Here is a 20773-nt window from a genome sequence, read left to right on the forward strand (position 1 = left end):
AAACGAGATTTCATTAGAAGATTATTACATTTGTCGCACAAAATAAAATAAATATCAATTTTCAAATATAGTATTATGAGCGTACCAGCAAATTTAAAGTATACAAAAGATCACGAATGGGTTAGTATCGAAGGAGATGTAGCAACTGTAGGAATTACTCACTTTGCTCAAAAAGAGTTAGGGGATATCGTGTATGTTGAAGTAGAAACTTTAGATCAAACACTTGAAAAAGACGAGGTTTTTGGAACAGTTGAAGCTGTGAAAACAGTTTCTGATTTGTTTTTGCCTTTAGCAGGAGAGATCATTGCTTTTAACGACAGTTTAGAAAGCGCACCAGAAACAGTTAATTCTGATCCTTATGGAGCTGGATGGATGATCAAAATAAAAATTGCTAACGTTTCAGAAGTAGATTCTTTATTGTCTGACGCAGCTTATAAAGAACTTATCGGTGCCTAAACAACTGCTCTTAATCTGGGCAATTCTATGTTCAGGGGTCATTACTTATTTTTGTTTGACAAATTCAAGTAATATTCCTGCCATAAATATTCCAAGTATTGATAAAATTGTACATTTTTGCTTTCATTTTGGTTTTACAGTGTCTTGGATACTGTTTTTCAAAAAAGAACTTAAAGGGAAAGAGGCGAACGATTATAAGGCTTATTTGATTTCGTTTATTTTTTCTGTTTTTTTTGGGATTACCATAGAAATCTTGCAAGGTGTTTTAACCAATACGAGAACTCCAGATGTGACGGATATTTTAGCCAATACCATTGGAGCAACAGTAGGAGTTTTTTCGGCCATTGCTTTCAGAAAGCAAATCGATAAAATATAAGAATTCAAAAACCCACTTCGGTGGGTTTTTTTTTGCCTAAAAACTAAGGGTTGTAAAAGGTCATTTTTTTTGAATTTAGCTGTACTTTTGTTAGGGTACCTTGTAATTTGAAAATCATGAATATAAAACAATATTTAGATTCTACTTATTTGAAAACGGCAGCTCAAGCCGGACTTACTGAGGCGCAAAATAAAGTGGTGGTGAAAAACAGCATTGCTGAAGCCATTAAAGAAGGTTTTAAGTTGATCATGATTCGGCCTGAAGAGGTGTCCTTGGCTAGGGAAATGATTTCGAAAGCAAATTCCCCTTTACTAGTGGGTACTGTTATCGATTTTCCTGAAGGTAAAGCACATTTAGAAATTAAAATTAGGGAAGCAAACCAGGCGATTAAAGATGGAGCGGATGATTTGGATTTTGTCTGCAATTATGAAGCTTTTAAAAATGGAGAGCTTTCTTTGGTTAAAGAGGAAATTTTAATCTGTACCCAAATTGGCCTGGCTAATAATAAAACAGTAAAGTGGATCATCGAGGTGGCTGCTTTGAATGAAAAAGAAATTATGCAACTTTCAGCTTTGATTAAAAATGTGGTGTTATCCCATTTTAAAGAAGAGCACTACGCTTGTGTTTTTGTGAAATCCTCTACAGGATTTTTTAAAACTCAAAACGAGCTGCCTAATGGGGCGACTATTCCTGCTATTATCATGATGTTAGAGAATGCTTCGCCTTTGCCTGTAAAAGCAGCAGGCGGTGTTCGGTCTTATGAGGAGGCTCTAGAGATGATTCGTTTGGGTGTCAAACGTATCGGGACATCTGCAGCCAAAGCTATTGTAAGGGGTGAAAACACAGCAAATGAATATTGAGTAAAGGAGAGGGTTTGTGTGAGAGAAAGAGGCTTGAATGGATTTTGTAGTCTTTTGTTTTAACCAATCTGTCTTTGTTTGCGGTTGGGGTGAGGATGGTTTTTAATAAGATTTTTCGAAATAATACTGTTAAAGGTATGCAAGTCCTTATTCTGTAGTGGCTTTATTGAAAAAAATCTAATTTTATAGGTCTAGATTCTACAATCTAATTTGTACATTTGCACCACTTAAGAAAAACATACAAACAAGAACTGTATTGAACGCTACTAAAAATCCCATTTCATTAAAATCAATATTTATAGATTTCAAACAGATCACTAAGGCTGGTTTGGCTATTAGTGTGTTGTTTTCCTCAATTGCGGGATATTTGTTAGGTTTTAATAAGGAACAACCATTTCAATGGAGTGTTTTGCTTGTTTTGATTATTGGGGGTTACTGTATGGTTGGAGCTTCAAATGCTTTTAATCAAGTAATCGAAAAGGATATCGATGCCTTAATGGATCGAACTAAAAATCGTCCAGTTCCTTCAGGACGTATGTCCGTAAATATGGCTTTGTTTATTGCTATTTTATTGACCATTATCGGTATTGGATTGTTGTATACCATCAATGCGCAATCCGCTATGTTTGCTGCCATCTCTATTTTTTTGTATACCAGTGTATATACGCCTTTAAAAACAGTAACTTCGTTATCGGTTTTTGTAGGGGCATTTCCAGGAGCTATTCCGTTTATGTTAGGTTGGGTAGCCGCTACTGGGCACTTTGGTATAGAGGCAGGTACTTTGTTTTTGATTCAATTTTTCTGGCAATTCCCTCATTTTTGGGCAATTGGATGGTTTTTGTATGATGATTATGCTAAAGCGGGAATTTTTATGTTACCTACCGGTAAAAAAGATAAAGGCACAGCTTTACAGATTATCTTGTATACCGTTTGGTTGATTATAGCGTCATTATTGCCTGTTTTAGGTTTTACGGGGCAATTGTTTATGTCACCTATTGCGGCCATTTTAGTGTTTTTATTAGGTTTATGGATGTTGTTTTTTGCAGTACGTTTGTACAAGAGACAAACAGCAAAAGCCGCCAGAACATTAATGTTGGTGAGTGTGGTGTATATTTCGTTGCTACAGATTGTGTTTATAGTAGATAAATTTTTAAGATAGTTATGGAAATGACAATGACAAGAGGCGAGGAACAACTAAGGAAGGCGAAATCAGCAAAACTGATTTTGTTATTCGCAATGGTCAGTATGACCATGATGTTTGCTGGGCTTACAAGTGCTTTTGTGGTAAGTAAATCACGAGCAGACTGGTTGAAGAATTTTGAATTACCCTCTGCGTTTTATTACAGCACGGCGGTAATTATCGGTTGTAGTATCGCTTTTCATTTAGCGAAGAAAGCAATCCAAAAAGACAATAGAAGTGCAACGACGGGTTTCCTTTTAGGTACTTTGGCGTTGGGTATTTTATTTGTTGTTTTGCAATTTGTAGGTTTTGGACAAATTGTAAAAAGTGGTTATTATTTTACTGGAGAAGGTAGTTCAATTACTACAACTTTTCTATACGTAGTGACCGTTACTCACTTATTACACCTAGCTGGAGGGCTGATTTCACTTTTAATTGTTATTTATAATCATTTTAAACAAAAATACAATGCGACTCAAACTCTTGGTATAGAACTAGGTGCGATGTATTGGCACTTTTTGGATTTATTATGGGTGTATTTATTTTTATTTTTATATTTCTTTAAATAAGAAAAAAACGTAAATTTGGGAACTTTTTAACGAATATCTTTTATGGAAGCGACAGTTACTACTGCAAATAACGACGAAAAAACTTGGGGAGGTGGCAATGAGCCATTAAGAGCAAGTTATGGTAAAATGATGATGTGGTTTTTCATCGTATCGGATGCCTTAACGTTCTCTGGATTTCTAGCGGCTTATGGTTTTTCTAGGTTTAAATTTATTGAAACTTGGCCTTTGGCTGATGAAGTGTTTACTCACTTCCCATTTATGCATGGTGTTACGGCTCCAATGTATTATGTGGCTTTAATGACCTTTATTTTAATTTTCTCATCTGTAACAATGGTTTTGGCTGTTGATGCAGGACATCAAATGAAAAAAAGTAAGGTGGCAATCTACATGTTTTTAACTATTATTGGAGGTTTAATTTTCGTTGGTTCTCAAGCTTGGGAATGGAAAAACTTCATTAAAGGGGAATACGGTGCAGTGGAAACTGTAGGTGGAAGTTTGTTGCAATTTGTAGATAAAGACGGTAAGAGAGTAGCTCTTGCAGACTTCGCGGTAAAATTACCAGAACAAAGAGAGGCTTTGACAAGAAGCAAAACGACTTGGTTCATGGAAGATGCTGAGACTTTACCTACTTACTCAGTTGCTGAAGTTCAGGCTGGATTTAAAGCACATCCTGAATTGTTAGTGAGAACGGAGCAATTGACTGAGAAAAAGAAAAAAACAATCTTAACTAGAGCGGAATCTGAAGCTCATTTAAGTAGTGCAAAATATGTTGTTGAAGGAGCGAACTTAACTAGAAACGAGTACGGAAGTAAATTGTTTGCTGATTTCTTTTTCTTCATCACTGGATTCCACGGATTCCACGTATTGTCAGGAGTAATCATTAACATCATTATTTTCTTTAATGTGTTGTTAGGTACTTACGAGAAAAGAAAAAGCTATGAAATGGTAGAGAAAGTTGGTTTATACTGGCACTTTGTCGATTTAGTTTGGGTATTTGTATTTACAGTTTTCTACTTAGTTTAATTTTAGATTTTAATTATTATGTCACACGAACACGTATCAAATACAAAAAGAATCTGGTTTGTTTTTGCGCTATTATCAGTAGTAACTACAGTAGAAGTTATACTAGGTATTTATAAGCCTGGAGTTTTAGAATTTAATCATTTTGTAGGTTTGAATTTATTGAACTGGATATTTTATATCCTAACAGTATTCAAAGCATATTATATAGTATGGGCATTTATGCACATGGAAGGTGAAACGAGCAGCCTTAGATGGTCTGTTGTGTCACCAGTTATTTTCCTAGTTTTATATTTATTGTTTATTCTACTTACAGAAGGACATTATATTTATGGGGTTTTTAAAGATTCTACTATTAAATGGAATTTTTAACATGATATTAATTCGAAAAGAGGCTCCGTTTAACGGAGCTTTTTTTATTTTTGTACATTAATAACTTTTGCACTTACAATGAAAAAAAATATAGTTCTTTTTGTACTTTTTGTTTTGCCAATTGTAGCCTATTTGTTCTTTGCTTCTGGCGTCAATGGTTTTACTACTCTTCCGACGATCACACCGAAGATCGCTGATTTAGGCAATTGGAAATCCCTTAAAGGAGAAAAGGTAAGCTTAGATAATAAGATTACCATACTAGGGTTCTCAGGTTCAGAAATGGTCAAGAATAGAGGGAACTTTTTTAATCTAAACGAAAAAATTTACCAGCGTTATAACGGTTTTAAAGATTTGCAATTTGTGGTGATCTGTCCAATAGGCACAGAAAAGGATGCAGAGAAAGTCGTAGAGGCCTTAGGGGCTTTTACAGATGTTTCGGGTTGGCATTTTGTTTTTGCGTCTCCTGAAGAGATTAAGGCTTATTACGATCAACTGCATTTGAAACAGAAACTGGATGATAAGGTGGGTACTCCTAATGTATATATCGTAGACAAGGAAAGAAATTTACGTGGACGAAAGGACAAAGAGGATTACAAAGAAGGTTACAATACTTTTCATCCTTCAGAGTTGAGCAATGAAATGTTAGATGATTTTAAAATCATCCTTTATGAATATCGTGCCGCTCGTAAAAAGAATCATAACGCAACCAAGCAACTTTAATTTTTTAGACATGTTTAAAAATAAATCATATATCGGAATTTCGTTCATTATTTTGATCTTCGGAATTTATGCGGTGCCTAAAATTGTGGATCGAATCAAAAATGGGGATATAGTAAAAGGGAACCGTTTAGATAACGTAGGTCTCAAGACTTCGAAATCGGATGAGAAGTTGATTAAAATTGGTCCAGCTCCTAAATTTGAATTAACAAATCAGGATAATGTAAAAGTATCCAATGAGACTTACAAAGGGAAAGTTTATATATTGGAGTTCTTCTTCACTACTTGTCCTTCTATTTGCCCGAAGATGAATTTAAGTATGTTGGAAATTGAGAAGACCTTTTTTGGAAATCCTAATTTTGGGATCGTTTCGATTACCATCGATCCTGCTCACGATACACCTCAAGTTCTAAAAGATCATGCTAAGTTGTTAGGGGTAAAATCGTCTAACTGGAATTTTCTAACTGGAGATAAAGCCGCTATTATGGATTTGTCTAACAAAGGATTCAATTTGTATGCAGGGGAAAATGCCAAAGTAAGTGGTGGTTTTGAACACTCTGGCTTATTTGCTTTAATCGACAAAGATGGAAATATTCGTTGTCGTAAAGATGATTTTGGAAATCCGATCTTGTATTATGATGGATTGGACAAAAAAGGGGTTAGAGATATTCAACAAGACATTAAAATATTATTAGAAGAGTAGAGATGGAAGATAATTCATTAGAAAAAAGATTTAGTAAGTTCATAGTGGCCGTTTCCATTATTATACCGGTGGTGGTGGCTGTTCTATTTAGTGTTAAATTGAAAGATTTCGGAATCGCAGTAGAGCCGCTTTCGTTTTTGCCACCAATTTATGCGACAATAAATGGTATTACAGCTATAGTCTTAGTTTTGGCGGTAGTGGCCATTAAAAAAGGAAACCGCAAGCTTCATGAGTGTTTAATGACGGGTGCTATTTGTCTTTCTGTCGCCTTTTTAGTGATGTATGTGGCTTATCATATGACCGCTGATTCTACTAAATTTGGTGGAGAAGGTGTTATTCGTTATGTGTACTTCTTTATTTTACTAACCCATATTTTATTGTCTATAGTTATTATTCCATTGGTTTTAATTACTTATGTCAGAGCGCTTGCAAAGCGATTTGATAGACATAAAAAAATAGCTAAAATTACTTTTCCGCTTTGGTTGTATGTGGCCATAACAGGTGTTGTAGTTTACTTAATGATTGCTCCTTATTATGCACACTAAAAATAAAATACAAATAGCAAGATCTAAATTTCAAAAAATAGTTTTTGGGATTTTGTTTTTCTTCATGGGCGTTGCAATGAATGCCCAATGTGCCATGTGCCGAGCGGCTCTTGGTGGAGAATCTAATATTAAAAAAGCGGAGGCAGTAAATAATGGGATTGTCTATTTGATGGTCATTCCGTATCTGCTTGTTCTGGTAATCGGTGTACTCATTTATAGAATGTATCGATCCAAAAAGAAAAAAGCTGCATAAGCTGACATTAATAAAAATGCCCTCAAAAAGTTTAGACTATTTGGGGGTATTTTGGTTTAAAGCAAGAAACTATAAGTAAGGTATTCTGTTAGGATGAAGAAAAAGGAGGAGCCGAATTAACAATATGCATTTTTTGCATATTGATTTTTTTCTTCAGCTCAGCTTTGCCAAAAGCATATCTTGGATCTTCTTTTCCAACTACCGAGGAAAACTCGGCAGTTGCCATTCGAGCCAGTTCATTTGTGGATAAAGCGGTTTTAAATGGTATATTAATTAGCACATTGCATAGTGTATATATTTCTACTTCTGTAGAAATATATTAATATGTGTGACTATGGCTGATTTCAACATCACTCCGAAGTAAGGTAGCAATACCTTTCTCATCAAAAACGTAAGGTAAATTGGTCCTTCCCCGATAGTTTAAACTTGAGGTCACAATTTGTGACCTCAAGTTTAAAGTTTCAAATTTCTCTTATCTTAATTGAAAGCGAAAATTTTCGAGGAAGTGATCGGGATTCCGATTTACTGGCTTGATTGAAGGCCTTGCTTTCTACGTGATAAATCTTTACCAGGGGGATGTCGAGCATCACTTGCTTACTTTATTGTTGATCAAATTTATTATAACTTTTACCATCATATCTTTGTCGTTTGATTTGGACTCGGCGACCATTAGTGTTAATGCCACCAAAGCATTATCGTCTATTACTTTTTTTCCGTCATGATATAGCAATGCATTTCGTTCTAAAAACCAGACAAATAGAAAGGCGGCAATTCTTTTATTACCATCTGAAAAAGAATGGTTTTTCGTGACAAAATATAATAAATGCCCTGCTTTTTCCTGTACAGAGGGATATAAATCGATACTGTCAAAGGTTTGGTAAATTGTTTCGAGCGAACCTTTAAAAGAATCATCTTTTTCATTGCCAAACCATTGGGAGCCGCCAAATTTAGTTTTCAATCCTTCAATTGCTTGCTTTGCTTCAGTATAAGAAATTTTGAATACTTCCTCAGTATCCGTTTTTTCTATTTTTAAAGTTTGGTGGTCATACTGGTCTAAAATATCTAAAGCAAAAGCATAATCACTCAGTACTTTAAGTAAGCCTTGTGCTTCATCACCAGTTACTTCTTTCGTTTTTACAATATTATCCAATAAACTGACCGCCTGTTTTAGTTCCTGAAATTTGGTTTCAGTTTCTTTTAATCGTTGTTCGTTAATGGCGTAGCCTTTGATTAAATAGTCTTTTAAGCGTTGGGTTGCCCATTTGCGGAATTGGGTGCCGCGCTTTGAATTAACACGATAACCTACAGAAATTATCACATCTAAATTATAATAGTCGATATTTCTTATCACCTCTCTTCCTGCTTCATTTTGAACTGTTGCATTTTTTGCAACAGTTGCGTCAAGTGTTAATTCGTTCTCATTGTAGATGTTTTTTAAATGTTTTGATATTACGGATTTATCTCTGCCAAAAAGTTCAGAAATTTGATTTAGAGATAGCCGTACCGTTTCGTTTTCAAATGGAACTTTGATTTGTGTTTGATTACCATTGGAAGTAAATATTATAAGATCTTATATTGTGAAATGGATCTAATAGTCCGATCGTTGATTTTAAAGGTTGTGTCGGATTATACTTTGATGAAATGGGAGTCTCGTTTTGATTTCAGACGTGACCAAAAGAAATGTTTACACTGATGTTAGTAGTTTAGCTGACTGGTTTAAAAAGCAATATGCATTTTTTTACATTGCTTTTTTTGGTCTGATTAACCTCATAAAAAAAACATTGATCTCGGATTGGATGTAACTGTAGAAATTGCTGCTGATAATTCATAGTTTGGTTTTTTGATTGTTATATGTGTGAAAATTTGTATTTTTGATAAACATGCAGCAAGTACGTAACAGATTGCACCGTACCGAACCAATTGCGCCTGTATCTTACCAATGCGCACTTGTATTTTACCAAACTGAAAATTTTTCAAGAATTTTAAATACCTTTGAATTATGAGCACAGTAACAAAACCAAAACATATTGGAAGAAATATTAGCAGAATCAGAGAGCTAAAGGGAATGAAACAAGAAGCGTTAGCTATTGCTATTGGTGTTAGCCAACAGTCTGTTTCTCATATTGAAGCAAGTGAAGCGATAGAGGAAGAGAAATTAATTGAGGTGGCGAAAGCGCTAGGCGTAACTGCAGAAGCAATAAAAAACTTTTCGGAAGAGGCAGTTTTAAATATTATTGGTAATACTTATCATGATAATGGTATCGTTAATGCCGGAACTAATAATAATTGTACTTTCAATCCATTAGATAAAATGATGGAGGTTATTGACGAAAACAGAAAGCTTTATGAAAGACTACTTCAAGCCGAAAAAGATAAAGTGGAGTATTTGGAGAAACTACTAAAAGCGAAATAGCCTTATTTTAAATAGATATTAATTTCAAAAAGTATATTAAACTGCTATTTTGACGTCAGTGTTTTAATTGCGTAGAAGGAAAAGGGCAGGCTAGATTTTGAGATATAAAAGACAAGCGATTGTAAATAGAGGTGATTCTATTCGCAATCGCTTTTTTTTGTAAAAAGAAGTGTGATTCTAGATATTCTTTATTTTAATCCATTTACTGAAACATTGACAGTTCCATTAATTTTGATAAAGGCTATAATGGCTTGATTGGTTAATTGGATTTTGTCAAACTGTATATCATCCATTTTTCCATTCACAAATACACCAGGCATAGGGGAATAATTTTTAAGGTAGCCAGCCATATTTTTTTTGCCTTCTTCTAAATTGGGTTGGATAGAGTAGCGACAGCTTTGTTCCATCTTTCTTACTATAAATCCTTGTGCAAGCCAACTAGCCGTACGTGTTAATTTACTTTTCGTATCTAAAACGTAATCTAGTTTATCGAAGTAAATCTCCTTGGTCTGTGGGTTGTATTGTGGAAATCCATTAAGATATAAGGTGCCGTTTACGGTTCCTAGTACATCAAGAGCAATCACCATTTTACCGTTTTTATGCCAAATGTTCACATTCTTCACGGTCACTTTTTTACTTCCAGATCCAAATTCTTGTCCGGCAAAATTTCTGGTCATGATTTTTGATGCATCAGCATAGCTTGAAATAGCAGCAATGTTGGCTGAAATTTGGTTCGGGATTTTGGCTACTGGTTTTAAAACAATTTTATTGACACTGAATTTAGATTCAGGTTGTTTGCCTACAATGGTTTCCATATTACACTTCATTCCCATATCAAGTAGAAAGGAATCGTTTTTTAGTTTTGCTGTGGTCGAATAAATTTCAATCGGAACGATGCGCAACCAACTTTCATAAGTGTCACTCATTTGAAAAGGGGTACAGATTTTTTCTACTGCCGATAGCACATTAGGTTTAAAGTCCATTGACTTTTCAATGGCATCGTCTATTTTCTTTTCAAGCTTCGATTTGAAAAGGCTAATGGCAGGATTGATTAAATAGGTGATGGGTACACTTTTTCCAAACAACATCATGGTCGGGCTTTCATTCCATTGCAAGGATTTAAACTCAGTTTTAGTGTTTAATTTCCAGTTGGATAAGGCTACTTCACTCGATAAGGTAATGACGCCATTGAGGTTAAATTCACGTATATCATAAAGGGCTATACCTAATTTTTTGGTACCCACTCGATATTTAATCGTGGCTTTTAAAGGCAAGATGGTTTTGATTTTTTTGTTGGGATTTTGAGGGTCATTTTGAATTTGGATGGGTGCTTGTTTCCAGATTTTCATTTCGATATCGTCATCCTCGATAGTGTTGTCTTCGTAAATTAATCCATTTAAAAGAGAATTGGTTTGATTTTCAATATCGCTCAGTTTGACTGTGATGGGTAAATTGATAAAGGATGGAGCTGCATCATAAAGCAGTGGACTTGCATCGTCTGGTTCAGGTTTTAGGGTAGCTAATTTCCCGGTGGTCGTACAGCTGCTAAATACGGTAAGTACTGTAAATAAAGAGAGAATTGAAAAAAACTTCATCGTTGCGATTTTTTTAAGTGTTACAAAATTAAGAAAACAATTATATTATCTTTAAAAAGTGTAACATTTGCTAAAGAATGTAGTCTTATTCAAATAAGTTAGCGAAATTATTAACGTTTTCTTACCATAAATTACGTAATAAAAATATTACTATTGTTTTAAAATTTAACAATATCATGATCGAAATCAAAGATTTGCATAAATCCTATAAAATGGGGAATTCGGAGTTACATGTGTTAAAAGGGATCAACTTTAATATTGAAGAGGGAGAACTAGTGGCCATTATGGGATCGTCTGGTTCTGGGAAATCCACATTGCTGAATATTCTTGGGATTCTGGACGAGGCAGATTCAGGTAGTTATGTTTTAGATAAAACACCCATTAAGAATTTAAACGAAACTATCGCTTCGCGATATAGAAATAAATTTTTAGGATTTGTATTTCAATCCTTTAATCTGATTAATTATAAAACGGCACTTGATAATGTGGCTATGCCTTTGTATTATCAAGGAATAAAAAGAAAAGAGCGTTACGACATCGCGCTTAAATACCTTGAAAAAGTAGGTTTAAGTTCACATTCTCATCATTTACCCAATGAGTTGTCAGGAGGTCAAAAACAACGTGTGGCCATCGCAAGAGCCTTAGCCTCAAATCCAAAAGTTTTATTGGCAGATGAGCCTACAGGAGCGCTTGATACTAAAACTTCTTATGAAGTGATGGAACTTATTCAAGGAATTAATGACGAGGGTAAAACCATTTTGATTGTGACGCACGAACCGGATATTGCCGCTATGTGCAAAAGGAATGTACTGCTAAAAGATGGAGTAATTATAGACGATAAAAAGGTAGAACAAGTTAGAGCTTCATCCTATGTTTAATATTGAACGATGGCAAGAAATATTTGAGGCGATTGCTAAAAATAAATTAAGGACTTTCCTTACTGGGGTTTCTGTGGCCTCAGGTATTTTTATTTTAGTGATTTTACTAGGTGCTGGAAAAGGACTTCAGAACGGTATTGAGAAACAATTCGAAAATGATGCCAAGGGGATCATTGAAGTGTGGTCCAATGTGACCACTAAACAATACAAAGGATTGAATCCAGGAAGGGTAATTCAATTGCGAAATAGCGATTATGAGTTGCCTGTCAAAAAATATGACCATCAAATTAGTAAGAAGACGGCTTTGGTAGTATCCTGGGGAGGAACGGTAACTTATGGTAGGGAATCCGGAGTTTATCAGTTTAAAGGCTGTACACCAGATTATTTGGCTATTGAGAATGCGACTATCATAGAAGGGCGTTTTTTAAATAGTAATGATTTAAAGCATAATGAAAAAGTTGCGGCAATTGGTTTGAAAGTCAAACAAGATTTGTTTAAAGAAGGGGAGGCATTAGGTAAGATGATTTTAGTTAATGGTATTAATTTTAAAGTTGTAGGTATTTTTACTGATCCTTCCGGCGAAAGAGAAGAGTCAAGGGTGTATATGCCTATGACCACCTATCAACGTGCTTATGGAGTTGGTGATAAAATTGAAGGCATGAGCTTTGTTTTAAATAGTAAAGATAATTATGATGAGGCCTTGGCTCAATCGCAAAACTTTACCAATGGAATAAAAGAACTCTTGAAAAGTAAAAATATTATTGCTCCAGATGACGAAAGCGCTATAGGGGTGTATAATTCGGTGGAACAAGTGAAAAAGTTTTATGATTTAAATCTTTACATTCGATTGTTCTTTTGGTGGGTAGGTATTTGTACCATTATCGCTGGTGTAGTTGGGGTGAGTAATATCATGCTGATCATTGTAAAAGAAAGAACCAAAGAAATTGGTATTCGAAAAGCATTAGGAGCATCGCCCTTTTCGATCATTTCCATGATTCTTCATGAATCCATTTTCATTACCACTATTGCCGGTTTTGTTGGTTTATTGGGTAGTTTGTTATTGTTGGAATTTGTGGGGCCTATGGTCCAAAGCGAATATTTTAGAAATCCCGAAGTAGATCTTGATGTGGCCATATCTACACTTATTTTACTTGTAGTAGCAGGGGCAATTGCGGGCTTTTTTCCAGCCTACAGAGCAGCAAAAATTAGACCTATTGTAGCACTTAGAGACGAATAACTATGTTTAAGAAAGATAATTGGGATGAGATTTTACAGGCCTTAACAGCCAATGTTTTCAGAACCGTCTTAACGGCTTTTGGGGTATTTTGGGGGATCTTTATTTTGGTGATATTATTGGCCGCTGGAAAAGGTTTAGAAAACGGTGTAAAAAAAGGTTTTGACGGAATTGCAACCAATACCATGTTCATGTGGACTCAATCCACGTCCAAAGCCTATAAGGGATTACCAAAAGTACGTCGTTTTGAATTTAAGAACAGTGATGTAATGGCTTTAAAAGAAGCTTTCCCCGATTTGTTATATGTTTCACCAAGAAATCAATTAGGGAATTACAGTGGTACTAATAACGTAGTTCGAGGAACAAAAACAGGAGCTTTTAGTATTTATGGTGATTACCCGGAGTTAATCAAGCAGCAACCAATGGATATCATTAAAGGGAGATTTGTCAATCATCAAGATATTTTGGAAAGAAGAAAGGTCGCTGTTATTGGAAAGGGAGTCATGACACAACTGTATCCGAATGGAGAAAATCCAGTGGGGACTTATATTAAAGCAAGTGGGGTAAATTTTTTGGTCATTGGCGTTTACAATTCCAAGCGTACGGGAGGAAACGCTGAGGAAGATCAGAAAAATATATTTGTGCCTTTTACTACTTTTCAACAAGCTTATAATTATGGAGATAGAGTGGGGTGGATGGCTCTAACGGCCAAAGATGAAGTGTCTATTACTGATTTGAAACCTTTGATTTTGGACCAAATTAAAGTATTACATTCCATCAATCCAGAGGACGACCGCGCGGTGGGTAACTTTGACTTGTATGAAGAGTTTAATAAAATACAGAGTCTGTTTAATATCTTAAAAGTTATTGCTTATTTTGTAGGAAGTCTAGTTTTGATTTCAGGGGTCATTGGTATCTCGAATATCATGCTAATCGTTGTGAAAGAGCGTACTAAAGAAATTGGAATTCGCAGAGCGTTAGGGGCGACACCAGGAGCCATTAGAGGACAAATTTTATCTGAGGCCATTTTTTTAACTATCATCTCAGGGATGTTTGGGATTGCTGTAGCCACGGGACTAATTGCAGTTCTCAATATGGTCCTAGATTCGATGCCGCCAGAAAGTAACACGATGTTTGCCAATCCAAGTGTCGATCTAGGAGTAGTATTTGTGGCCTTATTGATCTTAATAGGATCAGGTTTGTTGGCAGGATTTATTCCGGCCCAAACCGCCATCAATGTTAAACCTGTTGATGCTTTACGAACAGAATAAATGATCAATCAAAATATAATCGATTAAACCAAAAACAAAAATGAAAAAAGGAGTAACTGTAACTGTTTTAATTTTTATCGCTCTAGTTTTTTTTGGCGCACTATATTACTTGTATGCTAAAAATCAAGAAGCGCCAATTGTTTTTCAAACGGAGAAGGCAGAGATTAAAACGATTGTAAAAAACACGATTGCCACAGGAAATATTCAACCCAATGAAGAGGTCTTAATCAAACCTAATATTTCAGGGATTATCGAAGAAGTGTATATTAAAGCAGGCGAGAAAATTAAGGCTGGAGATAAGATAGCCAAAATTAGAGTGGTGGCTAATGTATCGAGTGTGAGTAGTACTCAAAATCAGGTGCAAAGCGCAAAAATTGCTTTAGATAACCAAGAGAAAATTTATCAAAGACAAAAAACCTTGTTTAGTAAAGAGGTGATCTCTGCCAACGATTTTGATGCTGCACAATTGGCTTACAAACAAGCCAAGCAAAATTATTTAGCGGCCAAACAAAGTTTAGATATCGTGAAAACGGGAACCACAACTTCGTTGGGAAGTTATGCCAATACCTTAATTCGTTCTACAGTAAACGGAATGGTTTTAGCCGTCCCAGTAAAAGTAGGTAATCAGGTGATTGAAAGTAATAACTTTAATGAAGGAACGACTATTGCCAGTGTTGCTGATGTGGGAAGAATGATTTTCATTGGAAAAATAGATGAATCTGAAGTAGGGAAAATTAAAGAAAAGATGCCAATTGAAATCACCATTGGGGCGATTGAAAATAAAAAGTTTGATGCTGCTTTAACGGATATTGCACCAAAAGGGGTAGTTGAAAATGGAGCTATCCAATTCGAGATTAAGGCAACTTTAGAAAATAAGGATGCTACTTTTATTAGAGCAGGTTTAAGTGCTAATGCTTCTATTATTTTAGAGAAAGCAGACAAGGTAATGGCTATCAAAGAATCATTAGTACAGTTTGATAAAAAAACACTAAAACCATACGTTGAAGTGGAAACTGCACCTCAGAAATTTCAAAGAAAAGATGTAGTCTTAGGGGTTAGTGATGGGATCTATGTTCAGGTGAAAAGCGGAATCAAGAATACAGATAAAATTAAGATCTGGAATCAGGGTTTGATAGGTGAAGCAGAGAAGAAATAAGCTATAAGTAGAAAGTTTTTAGGGGTTTAAAAAATGTTAAATTAGCGTAGTAGGAGTATTGCGCTTTCATTCGAAATATATGAAAATAAATAAATATAACAGTCTTGTTTTCGCTTTGCTCTTTGGGTTTGGATGGTCCGCTCAGGCACAAACTAAAAAATGGACATTAGAGGAGTGCGTGCGTTATGCCATGGATAATAATATTACCATTAAGCTAACGGAGTTGGATATTAAAAATGCTGCTATTGATAAAAAAAGTGCAGTGGGTAATTTTTTGCCATCGGTTAATGCCAATGCCTCACATTCTTGGAATATAGGTTTGAATCAGAATATTACAACAGGTTTACTGGAGAATCAAACCACACAATATTCATCTGTTGGCGCAGGTGTTGGGGTGGATATTTATAAAGGATTACAAAATCAAAATACCCTTAGAAAGGCTAATCTTTCCATGGTAGCATCCAAATATCAATTGCTGAAAATGCAAGAGGATATTGGACTCAATGTAGCCAATGCTTTTTTGCAAATTCTTTTTAATAAGGAAAATTTAAAAGTAAGGACAGAACAATTGGCTATAGATGAAAAGCGTTTGACTCGTTCAGAAGAAATGGTCAATGCTGGGACTATTCCACGTGGGGATTTATATGATTTAAAAGCCACTGTTGCTACCGATAAACAAGCCATTATTGTGGCTGAAAATAGTTTGTTAATCTCTAAATTGAGTTTGGCTCAGCTTTTACAGTTAAAAGAATTTGCGGACTTTGATGTGGTTGATGATACTAGTGTCAAAGATGAAAACAATATCATGGCCCAAACTCCAGCTGATATTTATAATAAAGCAAAAGAAACCAGAACGGAATTAAAAATAGCCCAAACGAATTTAGAGATTGCAGAAAAAAATGTGGCTATTGCAAAAGGGGCCTATCAGCCTACTTTGAGCGCTTTTTATAATTTCAACACCAGAGCGAGTTACTCGGATGTAGTGAAGGGATCTGTTTTAAATACAGACAATCCTAGTTCTCAAATTGGTTATGTTCAAGGAACCAATCAGGCAGTTTTGCGTGATAATTTTTCACCTGTTTTAGGAAGTGCAGCGCCTATACTAGATCAGTTTAAAGATAATAAAGGACAATCGTTTGGACTTCAGGTTTCGGTGCCTATTTTTAATGGGTTCTCTGTACGCAACAATGTAGAGCGCAACAAGGTAAATTTGGAGAAATCTAAAATAGATTTAGAGCAAAAAAGTTTAGATTTGCAACGTAATGTTTTTACGGCCTTTACAGATGCTAAAGGGGCTCTGAATACCTATGAGTCTGCTACAGTAACCTTAGAGGCGAGACAACAAGCGTATAACTATGCAAAAGAAAAGTATGATGTTGGTTTAATGAATTCATTTGATTTTACACAGGCACAAACCTTGTTGACCAATGCACAATCAGATGTTATCAGAACAAAATACGATTATATGTTTAAAATAAAAATACTGGAATTCTACTTCGGTATTCCAATTATTCCAATGATTACAAAATAATTTATTATGTCAAAAAAAACAATTTATTTCTTAGTTGGTGGCGCATTGGTGATTATTGCTGCTTTGGTGGGTCTTTCGAAATCGGGAGTAATAGGAAATAAGGATGAAGGAAAAGAAGTAGAGGTTACCAAAGTAATGGCTTCTACCATAGTAGAAACGGTTTCGGCTACGGGTAAAATTCAGCCTGAAATTGAAGTGAAGCTTTCCTCTATGGTTTCTGGTGAAATCATAGCATTAAATGTAAAAGAAGGTCAGGTTGTAAAAAAAGGAGATCTTTTAGTGAAGATTAACCCAGATTTGTATACTTCGGGCTTGGATCGATCTGTGGCTAATTTATCTGGTGTTAAAGCCAGTTTAACGCAGTCAGAGGCGAATTATAAGGAAGCTAAGGCTAGTTATGAGCGTAATAAAATATTGTATGATAAAGGCGTTATTTCAAAATCGGACTGGGATAAATCCATTGCGGCTTTTGAAGTGGCCAAAGCGACCAAACAAAGTTCATACTATAATGTACAGAGTGCCTCTGCTTCAGTAACCGAAGCAAAAGACAATTTAGGACGTACTCTAATTTATGCACCTGCAGACGGAACCATTTCTGTTTTAAATGTGGAATTAGGAGAGCGTGTTTTAGGAACCCAACAAATGGCGGGAACCGAACTGATGAGAGTAGCCAACCTAAACAATATGGAAGTCGAAGTCGACGTGAATGAAAATGATATTGTAAAGGTGAAAATTGGGGATGAGGCTAATGTAGAGGTGGATGCTTATTTGAAAAAGAAATTTAAAGGAGTGGTCACTAGTATTTCAAACTCGGCAAGCAGTACTTTGACTTCTGATCAAGTGACTAACTTTAAGGTGAAAATTAGAATTTTAAAAGAGTCTTATCAAGATTTATTGGAAGGTAAGCCTGATACCTATTCTCCTTTCAGACCAGGGATGACCGCTACAGTGGATATTATTACAAAAACCAAAGCGAATGTTTTGGCGGTGCCTATTAGTTCGGTTGTGGTAAAATCAGACACGACAGCGGTGAAGGAATTTAAAGTAGAGGATCCTAATGAAGACAAAAAAGAAGCACCAAAAAGCGATAAAAAATTTGAATGTGTTTTTGTCAAATCAGGAGATAAAGCAAAAATTAAAGTCATCAAAACGGGAATTCAAGACGATACCAATATAGAAGTGATCACGGGCTTGAAAGCTGGAGATGTTGTCATTACAGGGCCTTATACGACCGTTTCCAAAGATTTAAATTCTGGCGATAAAGTAAAACTAAAAAATGCCGAGGGAGCTAAGAAATAGTTTCCTTCGAAACAGTAAAGGACTGTTTCTTCGAAAAGGTATTTTGGTTTGGATTTTATTTTTACTGTTTAGGGTACTTTTTTAGGATTCTTGTAATACTTTTGTACCCCTTGTCTATAAGCTTAAAATGTCAAGCGTTTGTTGGTTGTGCTCTTGGAAGCATAATCGAAGTCTGAAGATTTTGGATTTTCGAGCATTAGCAAACAGTGCTTTTTTTGTTATATTTCGGATTGGAGTAGGTTCAAATGCACCTATTTTTTAAATAATTACTTAACTTTTAAACTTAAATACTTTGTCTTTTATTCTCAATATCGAAACAGCCACAAAGAATTGTTCAGTATCCATTGCTAAAAATGGAGAAACAATCGTATGTAAAGAAATTGCTGAAGAAGGCTATTCACATGCGGAGAAACTACATGTTTTTATTGAAGAGGTATTAGCTGAAGCTGATGTTAATGTGCAGGATTTGGTTGCTATTGCCGTGAGTCAAGGGCCAGGTTCTTATACGGGTTTGCGAATCGGAGTTTCTGCTGCAAAAGGATTGTGTTTTGCCTTAGGGATTCCCTTAATTGCCGTAGATACTTTAGAAAGTTTAGCTTCTCAAGCTAAGGTAACTCAAGGGAAAATCGTTCCGATGTTAGATGCCAGAAGAATGGAAGTATATAGTGCTATTTTTGATGCGGAATTAGGTCTTGAACGACCAATTCAAGCGGAAATTCTAGACGAAAAATCGTTTGAAGATCTTCAAGGGACTGTTTACTTTGTTGGGGACTGCGCTGATAAAGCCAAGACTGTTTTAACCAAAGAAAATTTTGTGTTTTTAGAAGAAGTAAAATATCCGTCTGCAGCTACCATGAGTAAAATTAGTTACGATAAATACCAAAAAAGCGACACTGTAGATGTCGCTTATTTTGAGCCTTATTACTTAAAGGATTTTATGGTAACTGCTCCCAAAAAGAAGGAGTAAGATTATTTTATTTTTGAAGGGTATACGGTTGAATTGCAATTCCGCCCTCATCTAAAGCTGTTTTGCAATTCTCTAAAGTCTCAGAAAAAACAGCGCCATAATTAACATTTTTAGCCCATGGTCTTACTGAAAACTCAACAGCGCTAGCGGTTAGGTTTTTCACAAAAACCTCAGGAGCTGGCTTTTTAAGTACTTTAGGGTTTTTAATTAAAACATCTAAAAGAATCTCTTTGGTCTTTTTGATATCAGAATCGTAAGAAACCGCAAAGGTTAAATCGGCTCTTCTTTCTCCCTGCATTGAATAATTGATGATGGTTCCGTTGGATAAAGCCCCATTGGGTACAAAAACGGTTTGGTTGTTGGCTGTGTGTAATTTGGTAACAAAAATCTGAATTTCACTTACTGTTGCTATTACACCTTGCGCTTCAATGGTATCGCCTACTTTGAATGGCTTGAAAACGATAATTAACATCCCGCCCGCAAAATTAGAAAGCGAACCTTGCAATGACAAACCTACCGCAAGTCCCATGGCACCTAGGATAGCTACAAATGAGGAAGTTTCAACACCAAGTTTTCCGATGAAGGCTACAAACAATAAAATTCGTAACGCCCACAATAAGATATCAGATAGAAAATTACTCAGGGTGGGGTCTAGATTTCTTTGGACCATGACTTTGGTAATGATTCTTTTGATAATTCTAATGGCGTATATTCCAACAAATAGAATTAGGAAGGCCGAGATTAGTTTTGGGGTATAATCAACTAAGGCGTCAATAAATCTAGTGGCGTAATGACTAAATTGTTCTGGATCTAATTTCATGATTTTTAAAATAAAAAAACCTTCTCAATAGAGAAGGTGTGTTAATGTTGCAAAGATAAAAATATTTATTTTTGAACCTATGAAGCAGCGCTTATTCTTTAGGTGGCGTTTCGTCCGTAATTTCGTCAGTGGCCGTTTTTACTTTTTCGCTCACATCAGCTACTGTCTCTTGTGCAATTGTTTTGGTGTCGTTGGTTAAATCGCTTGCTTTTTCTTTTACCGTCTCCACTACTTCGTGGATAGAATCCGTTGCTTTTTCGACATATTCACCCATGATGTCTTTGGCTTGGTGCGCATAGTCAGCAGCAGTGTCTAGTAATGGCTCTGAAGCTTCTTTGGCTTTTGCAATGGTTTCTTCCGCAAAATTTTCTGCTTTATCAAGATAAGGAGCAGCGGCTTCTTTAGCCTGTTCAAAAGTGCTTTCGGCTTGATTGGCCAAATCTGTCGCAGAATCTTTGGCTGCGCCAAATAGATTCTTAAAAAATGAAGATAATCCCATAGTTTTGATATTGATTAGTTAAGAATACAATATTAACGATTTTTGAGGAATTATGAGGC

The 20773-nt window shown here is 35.5% G+C and carries 23 protein-coding genes; 19 read left to right on the plus strand and 4 right to left on the minus strand.

Annotation, left to right across the window (positions count from 1 at the left end):
• The first annotated feature begins 75 nt into the window (after positions 1-75).
• The 11 genes from gcvH (at position 76) to AC51AA_RS15695 (ending at position 7051) form a co-directional block, all read left to right on the plus strand.
• Positions 76-456: a glycine cleavage system protein GcvH gene (gene gcvH, locus AC51AA_RS15645; protein ID WP_500703151.1), complete on the plus strand. Its 381-nt coding sequence runs from the start codon at positions 76-78 to the stop codon at positions 454-456.
• A gap of 55 nt (positions 457-511) precedes the next feature.
• Positions 512-832: a VanZ family protein gene (locus AC51AA_RS15650; RefSeq protein ID WP_500703152.1), complete on the plus strand. Its 321-nt coding sequence runs from the start codon at positions 512-514 to the stop codon at positions 830-832.
• Between the two features lie 116 nt (positions 833-948).
• Positions 949-1692 (plus strand): deoxyribose-phosphate aldolase, encoded by a 744-nt coding sequence (gene deoC / locus AC51AA_RS15655; RefSeq protein WP_500703153.1) that lies wholly within the window; start codon positions 949-951, stop codon positions 1690-1692.
• A gap of 256 nt (positions 1693-1948) precedes the next feature.
• Entirely contained in the window at positions 1949-2851 is a 903-nt protein-coding gene (cyoE, locus tag AC51AA_RS15660; protein ID WP_500703154.1) for a heme o synthase, read from the plus strand.
• Between the two features lie 2 nt (positions 2852-2853).
• A complete protein-coding gene (locus AC51AA_RS15665) occupies positions 2854-3441 on the plus strand; it encodes a cytochrome c oxidase subunit 3 (RefSeq protein ID WP_500703155.1) in 588 nt (195 codons plus the stop codon).
• Positions 3442-3483: 42 nt separating this feature from the next.
• Positions 3484-4464, plus strand: a complete 981-nt coding sequence (locus tag AC51AA_RS15670) for a cytochrome c oxidase subunit 3 (RefSeq protein WP_500703156.1) — start codon at positions 3484-3486, stop codon at positions 4462-4464.
• Between the two features lie 18 nt (positions 4465-4482).
• A complete protein-coding gene (locus AC51AA_RS15675; protein ID WP_500703157.1) occupies positions 4483-4833 on the plus strand; it encodes a cytochrome C oxidase subunit IV family protein in 351 nt (116 codons plus the stop codon).
• 78 nt (positions 4834-4911) lie between these two features.
• Positions 4912-5553 carry a hypothetical protein gene (locus AC51AA_RS15680; protein WP_500703158.1) on the plus strand — a complete coding sequence of 214 codons (642 nt, stop codon included), beginning with the start codon at positions 4912-4914 and terminating at the stop codon, positions 5551-5553.
• Between the two features lie 10 nt (positions 5554-5563).
• Positions 5564-6253, plus strand: coding sequence for an SCO family protein (locus AC51AA_RS15685; protein WP_500703159.1), 690 nt, complete (start codon positions 5564-5566; stop codon positions 6251-6253).
• A gap of 2 nt (positions 6254-6255) precedes the next feature.
• Positions 6256-6798, plus strand: coding sequence for a DUF420 domain-containing protein (locus tag AC51AA_RS15690; protein ID WP_500703160.1), 543 nt, complete (start codon positions 6256-6258; stop codon positions 6796-6798).
• A complete protein-coding gene (locus AC51AA_RS15695; protein ID WP_500703161.1) occupies positions 6788-7051 on the plus strand; it encodes a hypothetical protein in 264 nt (87 codons plus the stop codon). Before AC51AA_RS15690 ends, AC51AA_RS15695 begins: the two co-directional genes overlap by 11 nt.
• A gap of 586 nt (positions 7052-7637) precedes the next feature.
• Here AC51AA_RS15695 and AC51AA_RS15700 read toward each other — a convergent pair.
• Entirely contained in the window at positions 7638-8402 is a 765-nt protein-coding gene (locus tag AC51AA_RS15700) for a type II toxin-antitoxin system death-on-curing family toxin (protein ID WP_500703162.1), read from the minus strand.
• A gap of 648 nt (positions 8403-9050) precedes the next feature.
• Here AC51AA_RS15700 and AC51AA_RS15705 point away from each other — a divergent pair.
• A complete protein-coding gene (locus tag AC51AA_RS15705; RefSeq protein WP_500703163.1) occupies positions 9051-9464 on the plus strand; it encodes a helix-turn-helix domain-containing protein in 414 nt (137 codons plus the stop codon).
• A gap of 188 nt (positions 9465-9652) precedes the next feature.
• Here AC51AA_RS15705 and AC51AA_RS15710 read toward each other — a convergent pair whose 3' ends face one another.
• On the minus strand, positions 9653-11059 hold the full coding sequence (locus tag AC51AA_RS15710) for a DUF4403 family protein (RefSeq protein ID WP_500703164.1): 1407 nt from the start codon (positions 11057-11059) through the stop codon (positions 9653-9655).
• 176 nt (positions 11060-11235) lie between these two features.
• Here AC51AA_RS15710 and AC51AA_RS15715 point away from each other — a divergent pair, with 176 nt between their 5' ends.
• The 7 genes from AC51AA_RS15715 to tsaB all read left to right on the plus strand — a co-directional run bounded on the left by AC51AA_RS15715 (position 11236) and on the right by tsaB (position 19395).
• Positions 11236-11937, plus strand: a complete 702-nt coding sequence (locus AC51AA_RS15715) for an ABC transporter ATP-binding protein (RefSeq protein WP_500703165.1) — start codon at positions 11236-11238, stop codon at positions 11935-11937.
• The gene (locus AC51AA_RS15720; protein ID WP_500703166.1) at positions 11930-13174 is read left to right on the plus strand and encodes an ABC transporter permease; all 1245 of its coding nucleotides are present in this window, start codon (positions 11930-11932) and stop codon (positions 13172-13174) included. Before AC51AA_RS15715 ends, AC51AA_RS15720 begins: the two co-directional genes overlap by 8 nt.
• 2 nt (positions 13175-13176) lie before the next feature.
• Entirely contained in the window at positions 13177-14442 is a 1266-nt protein-coding gene (locus tag AC51AA_RS15725; RefSeq protein WP_500703167.1) for an ABC transporter permease, read from the plus strand.
• A gap of 40 nt (positions 14443-14482) precedes the next feature.
• A complete protein-coding gene (locus tag AC51AA_RS15730) occupies positions 14483-15598 on the plus strand; it encodes an efflux RND transporter periplasmic adaptor subunit (protein WP_500703168.1) in 1116 nt (371 codons plus the stop codon).
• Between the two features lie 79 nt (positions 15599-15677).
• Positions 15678-17129 (plus strand): TolC family protein, encoded by a 1452-nt coding sequence (locus tag AC51AA_RS15735; RefSeq protein ID WP_500703169.1) that lies wholly within the window; start codon positions 15678-15680, stop codon positions 17127-17129.
• Positions 17130-17135: 6 nt separating this feature from the next.
• Positions 17136-18428, plus strand: coding sequence for an efflux RND transporter periplasmic adaptor subunit (locus tag AC51AA_RS15740; protein WP_500703170.1), 1293 nt, complete (start codon positions 17136-17138; stop codon positions 18426-18428).
• 292 nt (positions 18429-18720) lie between these two features.
• Positions 18721-19395, plus strand: a complete 675-nt coding sequence (gene tsaB / locus AC51AA_RS15745; RefSeq protein ID WP_500703171.1) for a tRNA (adenosine(37)-N6)-threonylcarbamoyltransferase complex dimerization subunit type 1 TsaB — start codon at positions 18721-18723, stop codon at positions 19393-19395.
• Positions 19396-19402: 7 nt separating this feature from the next.
• Here tsaB and AC51AA_RS15750 read toward each other — a convergent pair whose 3' ends face one another.
• A complete protein-coding gene (locus AC51AA_RS15750; RefSeq protein ID WP_500703172.1) occupies positions 19403-20215 on the minus strand; it encodes a mechanosensitive ion channel family protein in 813 nt (270 codons plus the stop codon).
• Between the two features lie 91 nt (positions 20216-20306).
• Entirely contained in the window at positions 20307-20714 is a 408-nt protein-coding gene (locus tag AC51AA_RS15755) for a YtxH domain-containing protein (protein WP_500703173.1), read from the minus strand.
• Positions 20715-20773: the final 59 nt, after the last annotated feature.

Source organism: Flavobacterium sp. OHVDL-2026-0007 (assembly GCF_059882335.1).